At 38.0% G+C, this 12,466-nt stretch carries 10 protein-coding genes and 1 pseudogene; 8 read left to right on the top strand and 3 right to left on the bottom strand.

The genetic code is table 11. From position 1 onward, the window contains the following. Nucleotides 1-599 precede the first annotated feature (599 nt). The 3 genes from RWN13_RS16640 to RWN13_RS16650 all read left to right on the top strand — a co-directional run bounded on the left by RWN13_RS16640 (nt 600) and on the right by RWN13_RS16650 (nt 1,987). Nucleotides 600-800 carry a helix-turn-helix transcriptional regulator gene (locus RWN13_RS16640; protein WP_314065917.1) on the top strand — a complete coding sequence of 67 codons (201 nt, stop codon included), beginning with the start codon at nt 600-602 and terminating at the stop codon, nt 798-800. 3 nt (nt 801-803) lie between these two features. Beyond that, a complete protein-coding gene (locus RWN13_RS16645; protein WP_314065919.1) occupies nt 804-1,061 on the top strand; it encodes a hypothetical protein in 258 nt (85 codons plus the stop codon). A gap of 266 nt (nt 1,062-1,327) precedes the next feature. Continuing rightward, nucleotides 1,328-1,987, top strand: coding sequence for a CPBP family intramembrane glutamic endopeptidase (locus RWN13_RS16650; RefSeq protein WP_314065921.1), 660 nt, complete (start codon nt 1,328-1,330; stop codon nt 1,985-1,987). 460 nt (nt 1,988-2,447) lie between these two features. On the opposite strand, the gene RWN13_RS16655 is transcribed toward RWN13_RS16650, so the two are convergent. Continuing rightward, entirely contained in the window at nt 2,448-3,023 is a 576-nt protein-coding gene (locus tag RWN13_RS16655) for a TetR/AcrR family transcriptional regulator C-terminal domain-containing protein (protein WP_314065925.1), read from the bottom strand. A gap of 100 nt (nt 3,024-3,123) precedes the next feature. On the opposite strand from RWN13_RS16655, the gene RWN13_RS16660 reads away from it, so the two are divergent. From RWN13_RS16660 to RWN13_RS16670, 3 genes and pseudogenes are all read left to right on the top strand, one after another. Next, nucleotides 3,124-3,750 carry a hypothetical protein gene (locus RWN13_RS16660; RefSeq protein ID WP_314065928.1) on the top strand — a complete coding sequence of 209 codons (627 nt, stop codon included), beginning with the start codon at nt 3,124-3,126 and terminating at the stop codon, nt 3,748-3,750. Beyond that, nucleotides 3,743-4,885 (top strand): ArgE/DapE family deacylase, encoded by a 1,143-nt coding sequence (locus tag RWN13_RS16665; protein WP_314065931.1) that lies wholly within the window; start codon nt 3,743-3,745, stop codon nt 4,883-4,885. Before RWN13_RS16660 ends, RWN13_RS16665 begins: the two co-directional genes overlap by 8 nt. A gap of 395 nt (nt 4,886-5,280) precedes the next feature. After that, nucleotides 5,281-6,186, top strand: a pseudogene (locus tag RWN13_RS16670) (magnesium transporter CorA family protein). Between the two features lie 154 nt (nt 6,187-6,340). Here RWN13_RS16670 and RWN13_RS16675 read toward each other — a convergent pair. Beyond that, on the bottom strand, nt 6,341-7,273 hold the full coding sequence (locus RWN13_RS16675; RefSeq protein WP_314065933.1) for a YafY family protein: 933 nt from the start codon (nt 7,271-7,273) through the stop codon (nt 6,341-6,343). 113 nt (nt 7,274-7,386) lie between these two features. Here RWN13_RS16675 and RWN13_RS16680 point away from each other — a divergent pair, with 113 nt between their 5' ends. Further along, on the top strand, nt 7,387-9,615 hold the full coding sequence (locus tag RWN13_RS16680) for an excinuclease ABC subunit UvrA (protein WP_314065936.1): 2,229 nt from the start codon (nt 7,387-7,389) through the stop codon (nt 9,613-9,615). A 424-nt stretch (nt 9,616-10,039) separates the two neighbouring features. Next, nucleotides 10,040-10,351 carry a hypothetical protein gene (locus RWN13_RS16685; RefSeq protein WP_314065938.1) on the top strand — a complete coding sequence of 104 codons (312 nt, stop codon included), beginning with the start codon at nt 10,040-10,042 and terminating at the stop codon, nt 10,349-10,351. A gap of 772 nt (nt 10,352-11,123) precedes the next feature. Here RWN13_RS16685 and RWN13_RS16690 read toward each other — a convergent pair. Beyond that, nucleotides 11,124-11,834 (bottom strand): class I SAM-dependent methyltransferase, encoded by a 711-nt coding sequence (locus RWN13_RS16690; RefSeq protein WP_314065940.1) that lies wholly within the window; start codon nt 11,832-11,834, stop codon nt 11,124-11,126. Nucleotides 11,835-12,466 lie beyond the last annotated feature (632 nt).

Here is a 12,466-nt window from a genome sequence, read left to right on the forward strand (position 1 = left end):
GATTGTCAATTAGTCACGAACATGGGCTCCAATTTCATTTTTTTGCCATAACAAACTTCCCTTCCTACTTGCTTAAAAGGATGAGAAATGACGGAATAATGAGAATAACAATACCTTCCTCTCTCAAAAAGGAATGAAAACACTCAGTTGACAAGTTAGCAAAATCACACCGTTGTTTTCTTACGACAATCAAATGGCCAATTCTCAATTGCTTTATCTAGAATAAACAGTTATTTAGAAACGATAGATTGTCAATTAGTCACGAACATGGGCTCCAATTTCATTTTTATTGGATAACGAACTTCACAGGTAGTTTACTTGAAAAGTTGTGTATATACTTAACGAAGCTAAGTCCCTGAGTGGCTTTTTTGATTGGATAATCTACCATGAGAAGCGCCAAATGGTTTTACTTTATTGTAGCGCTAGCCGGTTGCTAAAACTAACAATTGGGTCAAACCTATAGTGGTGACTGAAATCATAAACCAGTAAAGCTGGAGACATTTAGAATGATTTAGCCAGAAATGTAAAGGTAGCTTTACATTTCTTAGTTCTTGATTTATAATAAAAGTAAAGGAAGCTTTACGTAGAGGAGAGAAGTTATGGCAGTAGTCAATCAAATAAAGAGACTGCGTGAACAGGGGAATATTAAACAAAAAGATGTGGCGGATGCGCTTGGGGTTTCAAGGCAAACGATGACCGCTATTGAAACTGGTAAATACAACCCGAGTTTAGAATTAACCTTGAAAATAGCTAAGTACTTTAAGAAACCTGTAGAAAAAATTTTTAGTTTGGAGGAATAGTGAATGAAAGTTGAGTTTTTTATGCCAATCGTTTGGATACTTAATGGGCTTTTTTTGGTTTCAATGATTAATTTTTTTAGATTAGTTAAGACTCTCATAAAGAAAATGACACACCAACTTGATGAATTAGAACAAAAAACACTGGTTGATAGCCTCGCTATCAGTATGCTAGTGGTTGTAGTGCTTCACATCTTACAGGTTATCATCGGTGTTTTCACTTTTTCAAACGGTATCAAATACACGCCGGTTATTGCTCCCTAGGCGTTTATCGGACGCTTATCAATTAATTTTAGCAGGGACCCTTTTTTTGTCAGAATTGATAGCCTAACATTTGATGTGTTTGTCATTGGCCTAGTCTATTTATTCACTCAATTAAACTATCGATTAATCACGAAAAAACAAGCATTTAAGATCTATGGTATCCCAGCAGTGATTCTTGCGGGAATCATCGGAGGTGTTTCCCTGTTAATGAGATGAGATAAGTTGCTATTAATTTTTTTGTAATTACGTTGAGGAGGGCCGAGCTGATGTGTAAAATAACTAAAAAGGCAATCGTGCCAATGATGGTTGTCGTTTTCTATCTCATTTATTTGTATGTACTAATGGCCTATTTTTGGCAGAACGGTTGGGTGATTAGAGGATCAGAGCTCACAGCAAGTAATCTTAAGTTAAGGTTTTTATTCGATTTTGCTGGATATTTGGTAATGGTATTCGTGTTGATTTTAGTGACAGTTGTTCAAGAAAAGTCCACTAAAAGTTTAGGGTTGACATCACAAAACAACTACTTAACTGGAGGGTTACTGCTGCTTTATTTGGCAATGTTTGTAGGCAACCAAGATTTCACATTAAAAGGTTTTTATCAAGCTTTTTTCTATTTAGGTGTGGTTGCGTTCTCGGAAGAAGTTATTTTTAGAGGGTATTTGTACGGCAAGATAGAAAAGGAGTATGGCTTTTTGAGTGGTGTTATCATTAGTGGGATTTTTTTTGGAGTAGTTCACGCATTTTTACCTTCAATAATGGAAAATGCGAGCATCGGCGTGCTTGTTAGGGAGATGTTAAGTGAGGTAATCGGCCAAGGAATACTAGGTGGTGCTGTATTTGTTATCTTATACAAAAAGAGTGGCACGTTATATGTCCCAATTTTGGTTCATGGGCTAATCAATTATTCGGGTGTCCTTTTAAATTAGTGATGGATATATCCGTCACTGACTGTTTGGCTAAAAGAAAGTCAAAGTCGAGATATGTAGGGCTTTCATCGGTGAGATTGAAAAGAATTTAAGTGAGAAATTGCCAAGCCTTCACGCCCTTGTCTCGAAGGTCTAAGCCCGTAAGAATAGTGGCTGCAATTAGAGACAAGGGACAGCGAAGCGCCGTTGTTCTTATTGCTTTACTACGTTGACCCTTATTTCTAAGCGGTAAACCGCTAAGAATAACGGCAGCAATTAGAGACAAGGGACAGCGAAGCGCCGTTGTTCTTATTGCTTTACTACGTTGACCCTTATTTCTAAGCGGTAAACCGCTAAGAATAACGGCAGCAATTAGAGACAAGGGACAGCGAAGCGAGCAGATTTTTAGAGTGCGTCAATCGCTCAATATTCATAAAAGTATCGGAGGCTAGGACGATTGTCTTAGCCTCTTTAGCTGTATTTATGACACCATAAAGTCATTGATTGTTTGGCTGATGTCCTTAACAGTTAAAGGTAAGTCATTCAATAACCACCATTGAATAAGACTGCAGATACCTCCAGTAAGGAAAATGACACGTGATTCCAATAAGTGGTTATTCTGTTCTTCATTTAGAATAGCTTTCGTTTCTAAAAATTCCTTAATATCATCATTAATCACACTTTCTAATAAACGACGTAACTCACTACCATTTTCAAAGGAGACTAGTGAGCGGAAAAATGCTTGATGAGAAACAATGTACGCTAAAAAACGCTCAAAGAGCATCCGGTCTTTGTTAAAGTCTAATTTATTTTGTAATTCAACTTGGGGAATTGACTTAAGGTAAAACAATAACAAGTGATACTTATCGTCAAAATGATTGTAAAAATTTGAACGGCTAACAGCGGCTTCGTCACAAATCTCTTTGACTGAAATAGTGTCAAAAGGTTGCTTGGCAACCAAGTGATAAAGAGCCTTAGCTAAGTGCTTATGACTATTGGTGATAGGCATATCTAAATTATAGGGAGGAATTATGTACAATTTATCTAAAGTGTCCAAATTTATACCACATGTCCTTTCTGTCTCTATTTTTGTTTACTCCCATATTGTACTATAAGATGTGTTAAGCAACTAATAAAATATGAAAGAAGTGTTCCAAATGAAAAATGTGATAATTACATTATTTAATACAGAGAGCAACACTTATGAAGCATTATCTCAATTAAAACAAAAGGCAGAATCCCTTTCCATTATTGCCTCAGGCATTATTCAGAATAATCAAGGGTCACTTGAAATTAAAGATGGCTTCGATTTTACTGCAAATGAGGAGAATTGGGCAACAGGAGGGTTAATAGGTGGGCTTCTGGGAGTAATAGGTGGGCCAGTTGGCATTCTTTTAGGAAGTGGATTAGGTATGACTATAGGCTCTGGCTTTGATTTAGATGATATAGAGGATCACAAAAGTATTTTGATACAAGTATCCAAAGAATTAAAAGGGAACAGACTGGCTTTGATAACGATTGCAGAAGAATCTGATAACCAATTAATAGATAAATTACTAATGGAAACCGGTGCCCAAAAAATTATTAGAAAAAGTTATGTTGACGTTCAAACGGAGATATTTGAAAATCAGGAACTGGAAAATCACTTAGCCAAAGAAGCGCGCGCCCAGATGAAACAAGAAAAAAAAGCCAAGTGGCGTGCTATGGCAGAAGCCAAACAGCAAGAATTAACAGATAAATTAAAAAAAATGACCATTCACAACAAGGAGAAAAATAATGCATAGAGACGAACAAATCAGTATCTTACAAGATATCATCAAAATTAAATCAGTCAATGGCAATGAACGAGAGGTGGCTCTTTATTTGCAACGATTATTAGCTAATCATGGTATTCCGTCTAAGCTAATTGACTACGCTGAAAATCGTAGTAACCTAGTTGCGGAAATTGGCCAAGGAGAGCGGGTGCTTGGATTTACGGGGCATATGGACGTGGTTGACCCCGGCGACCAGGACCTTTGGACCTATGAGCCATTTTCTGCGCAGATTGAGGGCACTAAATTATATGGTCGAGGATCGACTGATATGAAAAGCGGTTTAGCAGCCATGGTGATTGCCATGATTGAATTAAAAGAAGAGGGGGCTCCCCTTGAAGGCAAGATCCGACTCTTAGCCACAGTGGGTGAAGAAGTAGGGGAACTAGGCGCAGAGCAATTGACCAAAGCTGGATATGGGGATGACTTGTCTGGACTAATAATCGGCGAGCCAAGCAACTATAATCTCATATACACCCATATGGGGTCCATAAATTATACTGTGACATCCATCGGGAAAGAAGCCCATAGCTCAATGCCAGTTCAAGGGATAAACGCCATCAACAACTTAATGGCATTTATGGTTGAAATCAATCGGCAGATGACAGCTATTACTGAAAAGTATCAAGATGAAGTTTTGGGTCGAACGATTCATAATTTGACGGTCATTAATGGCGGCAATCAAGTAAACAGTATCCCCGGAGAAGCGACTGTTCAAGGAAACATCCGCTCATTGCCAGAATTTGATAATGATCAGTTAATTACTATCTTGGAAAAGACTGTCGCTCAATGTAATCAAGAGAAAGACACCCAATTAAAATTGGTGATTGATTACAATAAGATCCCTGTTAAATCACCAAAAGAGTCTCATTTAATCCAAACAATCCAGTCCGTTCACCAACAAAAAACAGGTGAAACCATGCCACTTCTAGGCGTTGCCGGAACGACCGATGCAGCGGAATTTACGAAAAGTCATCACCATTTTGATTTTGTGGTTTTTGGCCCAGGGCAACCTGATTTACCTCATAAAGTAAATGAATACGTGGAAATTGATAATTATTTGGATATGATCGATACCTATAAATTAGTAGTTAGACAGTATTTATAAACAAAAGAAGGTAACCTATTAAACAAAATTGTCGCTACCATTAATATGTTAGCCGATCCCTTGGAAAAAAGGGCTCAAACTGACAATAAAACCAAACACATCTATGGACAAGAAAGGCGATTCGCGACATCAGAACAGTCATTAGAAAAGCCAAAAAAGTCAATGAGGAAATCATAAGTATCGTCGATGATCTTATCTATAAGACCGATAAGGACCCAAGATTAACTCAACAAATCAATCGACGATAACAGTGTCTGCCAGCTAAAAACTGACAGGCATTTTTGGTTTGATTATCTGTTCGAAGATTGATTAAGGTCAATAATCAGGATATAATCAAGGTTGCGTGGCATTTGCCTAAAATAAGAAGACTAATTATAAACCGAGGAAGTGAATCAATGATAACTGAAAAAATAATCAATACTCAACAAGATAAGTGGCTTAATATCAATACAGATAATAAAAATGAGCTAAAACAATTTTTTGATCACTAGGCAATTGATAATGAATTTGTGGCTTATTCTCTCGATCGAAACGAACGGGCTCACATCGATGTGGACCAAGAAACCGAGACATTTGTGTTAATCTTCAACGTACCTAATAAAGTCAAGAGCGATAACCACTATGAAACAATTCCCATGACCTTTATCATCAAAGACCGTCAGCTGATTACGGTAACCAATAATAGCAATTACTACATTTATTTGGAGATGGAGAAATATCTGGCTAAAACAACAGACATCACGTTATTCAATTTGCTTTTTGATAGCTTGTTTCTGATTTTGGATCGTTTTTTTCCTTACATTGAAGAAATGGATAGGGAAAGAAAACATATGAACAGCAAACTAAAAGAGAAGACGACCAAACAACGTTTATTACTGCTGTCAGATCTTGAGACAGGCATTCTCTACTTCGTTTCAGCTTCTAAGCAAAACGCTGTACTCTTAGACAAAATTAAGACTCATTCCATTTATCATACGTTGAATGAAAGTGAAAAAGAACGTTTAGATGATGCGATTATTGAAGTGCAACAACTTGTGGAAATGACCCAGCTATCTTCGCAGATCTTGCATCAGCTTTCTGGGACGTATAATAATGTGTTGAATAACAATATCAACGACACCATGAAGTTGTTAACGGTATTGTCATTATTACTGACAATACCGACGATAATTACTGGCTTTTTTGGCATGAATATGCCATTGCCCTTAGAACATAATATGTTTGGCTGGCTGATCACTATTGCAATCAGCACCGTTCTGTGGTTTACCTTAGCGTTAATCTTACGAAAATTAATGAAATAAGAGACCTAATTAGATCAGCAAATCCATTGCTGATTTTTTTTGTGAGGTAAAAAAGGGTCTTGACGATTTGTTCTTAACTGATAAAATCTGCCCAGATAGTGTCGCTCATTCATCCTCACATGATAATAAACTGAATCATTAACACTATGATTACTTATTGATAGATCTTTAGAAGAGTGTTGGTTTTGTCTAGGAGCCAATCAATCATTTCTCTAGGCTCAATCACTTTTGCTTCGGCACCTAGTTGGAGAACAAACTCAGCAGTATAGCTTAAATCCGATGGAGATAAGCGACCATCAATATAGCCGGTTCCATCTTTGTTAATCACAAGAGAGTCTCTCAAATAAGGCGTCTCAAGACATTTATTGACCCCGTTTTCTCCTAGTTCAACCACTAATTTTATCGTTTCTTTAGGATGATAATCAGTTTCCATCATTTTAAGCGGGACACTATTTTCAACGAGTTCCATCAATGGTGTCACTGAAAGGAGTCTGTCGATTCGATAATACCTTAAGTCGTTTAGAACCAAATCCCTAGCATATAAGTACCATAAACCGTTGCTTGCATAGACGCCCATGGGTTCAAGTGTTTTTTCGGAACGCTTGGTTTGGGAGTGATAGGTCACAAACAGTCTATTTTTAGACAAAGCTGCCGTCATTATCTCAGATAAAAAAGGCGTTGTAACTGTTTGTGGCGGTTGTCTTAACTGAAAAACGTCTGATAATTTTTCTAAGCGATTGCGCAGAGAGAGTGGGATGACAGACAATAGTTTTTCACGAGCCGCAGTGACATTTAGTTGAAAAGGAAAATCTTGAAAATCGTCTAAAGACGACATGGCAAAAAATAAGGAAACAATCTCGTCTTCTAAAAAAAGGACGGGTGGGAGTAACTGATTATCTAAGATCTGAAACCCCCCATAACGGCCTTGCTTGGATTCAATATACAGCCCCATATCTGCCAAATCTGATAGATAACGATACACACTGCGAAGAGATAACGAAAACTCATCTGCTAATTCCTGAGCAGTAAATTTCTTTTTAGTTTGAACATACCATAACATGTCATATAATTTTTGTGTCCGACTCATCTCACGTCCTCCTTTAATGGTTTATTTAAATCAGGTAGTTGGCGATAACCTGACAAGTTTTGTCATGATATGAGTATATCATGAAGTTATCACTAATAAAAAGGGGTATGCAGATGACAAAATCAATTATCATTAAAGGCGCTACAACTAATAATTTAAAGGAGGTTAATTTATCCATCTCTAAAAATCGGATCACGGCTTTTGTTGGCGTCTCAGGTTCAGGAAAGACGTCTCTAGTCATTAATACGATTGCAGCCGAAGCACAACGACAACTGGCTGAAACCTATCCTAGTTTCCTGCGCAATCGCTTGCCTCACTATGGCAAACCAGAGGTGACTTCGATTGAAAATCTTTCCCCTGTTGTAATGGTGAATCAGAAATCTTTAGGTGAAAATAACCGATCAACCGTAGGGACGGCGGCGGATATTAATCCTGCATTAAGACTGCTCTATTCGCGTTTTGGTCAGCCTTGTGTTGGTTTTTCAGATCGTTTTTCATTCAATAATCCAGCTGGTATGTGTCCTCATTGCGAAGGACTTGGTCGGGTTCATTCCTTTAAAATCGCTGAACTAGTCGATCGGTCCAAATCATTAAATGACGGGGCCATCAATTTTCCGACGTTTGAGCCAGGTAGTTATCGCTGGAAACGGTATGTGGATTCAGGGCTGTTTGATAATGAGAAAAAACTAGTGCACTACACGCCAGAAGAGATGGAGGTACTCTTATATTCGCAACAGATGAAACCACCACATCCGAATAAAAACTGGTATCGCTCTAGTCTTTATGAAGGCCTTATCCCTCGTATTCAGAGAACGTTCATCAAAAATCCGTCCAAAGGCTATCAGAAATATCAACCAGCTATTGAGCGAATTAGTCAATCTGAGGTGTGCCCTGAGTGTCACGGCTATCGTTTAAATCGGGAAGTTTTAACTTGTAAGATAAATGGTTTACACATTGGTGAGTGTCTTGAGATGGAATTACGGGAGTTACAACAATTTATGGGGCAGCTAAAGAACTCGGAAGCAAGGTCTATTGTTGAGCAACTTCAGAGACAAATAAGCTTTCTCTGTCAAGTTGGCTTAAGTTATTTAACTCTTGCTCGGGAGACTAGCTCCTTATCTGGTGGAGAGTCTCAACGGATTAAGCTTGTCAGATATATTGGGAGTAGCCTAAGCGATATGCTATACATACTCGATGAACCAAGTATTGGGTTACATCCTTACGATATTCAAGCAATCTGCCAATTAATTACGGCCATTAAAGATAAGGGCAACACTGTTTTGCTTATTGATCACGATGAAGAAATTATTCAACTGGCTGAGACGATTGTTGAAATTGGACCAGAGGCAGGTCTAAAGGGGGGCGAAATTGTCGGAGTAACAGATTACCTAAGTTGGTTAACCAATCAAAAACAAGTAGCGCATCTTAAACGTAGAAAAAGGAAAATGACAGTATCACAGTCCTTTGAGGTTCATCATGTGACATTGAATAATTTGAAGCATGTCTCTGTCTCAATTCCTAAAGAGGCCTTAATCGCTGTTACCGGTGTTGCAGGTTCGGGGAAAAGCTCTTTTGCAAAAGAACTAGCCAAAGCTTATCCCGACGAGACAGTCTACGTCGACCAAAAGAGCATTCGGGGAAACCGCCGCTCAACAATTGCCAGTTATATTGAATTGTTTGAGTCGATTCGTCAGTTATTTGCGAAAGCCAATCAAGTGAAAAGTGGGCTTTTTAGTTTTAATGGGGGTGGTGCTTGTCCTAAGTGTAAAGGGAAAGGCTTTATCGAGATAGAGTTGGCGTTTATGGAACCAGTCAGAAGTCGATGTGAGGTTTGTCAGGGTAAACGCTACAGTCAAGAAGCGTTGAGCTATCGCTATCGTGGCTTAGCTATCGATGAAGTTCTATCCCTAACATTGACAGATGCCCAACCATTTTTTGAAGATCAGCCAACGTGCGTCAACCTACTAATCTGGCTAAATAAAATTGGATTGGGCTATCTCACATTAGGGCAAACATTGGACACTTTATCAGGTGGCGAACTTCAGCGACTAAAGCTTGCATTAGAACTAACCCATGAATCCAAGCTGTTTATTTTAGACGAGCCAACAACAGGACTTAGTCGAAAAGACACAGTCGCCTTGTTTACCATTTTTGATGAATTAATTGAAAAAAAGAACACGGTCATCGTGATTGAGCATCAACTAGATGTCATTAGAGAAGCCGATTGGATGATTGACTTCGGCCCAGGCTCTGGAAAAGAAGGGGGGAAAGTGCTGTATGAAGGAAAGCCGGAAGAGGCTTCACTGTGTGCAGAGTCAGTGACAGGTCAGTATTTGGTTTAAATTTTGTGAAAACGAAAATGGATTAATAAGTAAGTCAGTAACGACAGTCAAAAACTCAACTGTGGTGTTGGACGTAAAAGAGTGGAAAAAAGACAAAGGAGTAGCCCTCAGTTGGAGGCTGAGGGCTAAGGAGATGATTAATTATCTTTGAGATAACTAATCGAATGAAAAAGTTTTGTTAGGGTTGTTTGTTGGTATACTAATATCATAACGGGAAAATATGAAGAAGTTATGAGCATATTTGATGGATAGTTGGACTTTTTTGTTAAGGAAGGTAGCTGGTTGGGAAATGATGGGTGCTATTAGCGTGGCTTTTTTAACAAAAAGAGGCTAAAAAGTATCGATAGGACAAAATGATCAAGAGTGTTCCTTGACTATTAGAACAAATGTTCGTATAATTGTAATTACTAAGGAAGTGAGCAATATGACGATTGACGAGTTTACCGAGTTGATGGAATCATTAATGAGCACAAAGGATTCATTTTACATTAAGTTTACCGAACGGGAAAACAATCTGAATGATCAACGAATGACAGCTCAACAATGGAACGAGACACAAATTGAACGAGCAGTGGATAAGCAATGGAAATTATTTATGGGTAATATTTATGATCAAGTTGCTACGAAAGTAAAAGTAACCACACCTGCTGATAAAGGTTGGCTTGAGTTTATCACCGCCGAAGAGTTTATCAGTTCCTTTGATGAGTCTATACACGAAATGACTTTTGACGATTAATACAACAAAACAGAGCGTGTCTGATCAGACACGCTCTGTTTTGTTGTATGAGTATAACCACACCTGAAATCTGGTCGTGAAGGGAATTGGTTTGGTAAAAGAGGTTCATTAATTATAAAAAAAGATGAGAGACACTAATCTCTCAGGCTCCAGTCGTGATAGGGCTAAGATGGCAACAGTGCTCGCACACGCTGAAATGAAGTCCTCTTCCTTCGTTGACATGCTCTAAAAAATCAAGAGCGCCTTGGTGTGTGTCATGGCTCTGTGCATTCACCCTGTTATCTAGCGAAGGGAGATAATCGCATTCTAGATTATGGACAACGTAAGCACCTTGCTCATTAGCATTTTTACTACAAATATAATCTGGCAATCTTTTCACCTCATTAAGTTATTCAATTGACTTTTTTTGATAACTCAATTATATCAAAATTTGATGAAAGTGTAACCAAATATACATTATCGTACGTTAAACATACCTTTTAAAAGTCGTTTGACCTTGACCTACAGTCTATGAATGTTCTCATAAGAGACAATAAAAGCTGTTTTTCCATAACTCAATCGGATGTGATTCTATCAAAAGCAGTCACATAACAGATAGCTGATGTAAAAAGGGCAGGGCCAGCATAATAAAGTTGATGCAAAGAATACAGATAAACTGAATAGATACCAAGTAGCACACACACTGAAAGTAAAAAGATAGTGGTAAAATCAATTTTAGTCATTAAGTAACCGCCTTAGTCGTTAAATTTATAGAAAGAAGCTCAGTTTAAAGCTAGCCATCATTTTGAGCAACAAACGTAATGGCGCTAGTCTTCATTTCCGTTAACCCAATTCGTCGCTCGATTGTATAAGAGAGGGCTTTGACCTCGCTGTCGATAATCGTCCATCCACTAAAAATATCGACGAGTAACTCATTGATCTCCGTAGATGATAGATTAACTTCAAGGAAAGGTGGAATCAGTTGTTGTTTTTCGATTAAGAACTCACTGACTTCCGAATTGATAATCAAATAGACACAGCCCATGGTTTTCATCGCTTCTTTGATAGCCTGTAAGACGCGGATCAATTGTTTTTTGCTTGCAAGATGTTCAAGAGTGGAAACGGAAAAGATATAGTCATAAGTCGCGGCTTGCAATTCAAAGTTAGCAATATCCCTGATGAAAAAGTTAAATGACGGTTCAATGTCCGTTTTTTCAACCGTCTTAGAAAATGAGTGAATCGCATCAGGTAGGAGATCGACACAGTCGATGATTAATTTATTAGCAGTGCCTCGTGCAATTGGAATAGCGTTACGCCCAACACCACACCCCAAATCTAAAAATCTACTTGATTGAGTTGAATTTGACAGTGAAACGCCTAAGTTCACAAGATTAGTCACTGGATAACCAAGCCAAGAGTTAGATGACTCAATGGTAAACTGCTGGTAATGGTTTGAATGATAAAACGCTTCTTCTTGCCTAATTTCTAATAATGACCTGTCCATGATAAACCTCCATTTTTCATCTTATTATACAGGATGAACGAAAAAGTACAAACAATTATTTTATGGATTGTTTAACGAAAATAAACGGAACTAAGGTTGAAAAATGGTAGGAATGTTAATAGAGAGGTGACTTAGCGGGATTGAGTCAAAAAAAAAAGACCAACTAGGATGGACTTCCTAATTAGTCAGAATCAGAATTACTTTAATAAAGTATAACATAGATGTTATACTGATTCAAATTTAAAGGGGGGGTCAAGTGAACGACCGCTTAAAGTAAAACTTAAAAGCGCAAGGGACCACTCCAAGCGCTAATGATTCAACCTACTAGGCAATAGTGACTAGAGAAAACTAAAACAGTGGTTGCCTAATAGAAAGAATCTGTTTAATTATAGCGTGGAAAAAATAGAACCACTGCTGAAAAAAGGCTATTTATAAAAAAATTAATGATTACCATCTTATCTTCGTTCAGGTAAGACACTTAGCAAAATAAACAAGCAAACCGACAAGCAGGTATATGGGGAGGACCTGGTTTGTCGGTTTGCTATACAAAATTATGGGAATGCAAGGGTAGAACGTTATCAAAATAAGGTTATATTGATAGCATATATAGAATATCATATAAAAGGCCGGCC

The sequence above is a fragment of the uncultured Vagococcus sp. genome (assembly GCF_963518325.1).
Classification (GTDB): domain Bacteria; phylum Bacillota; class Bacilli; order Lactobacillales; family Vagococcaceae; genus Vagococcus_D.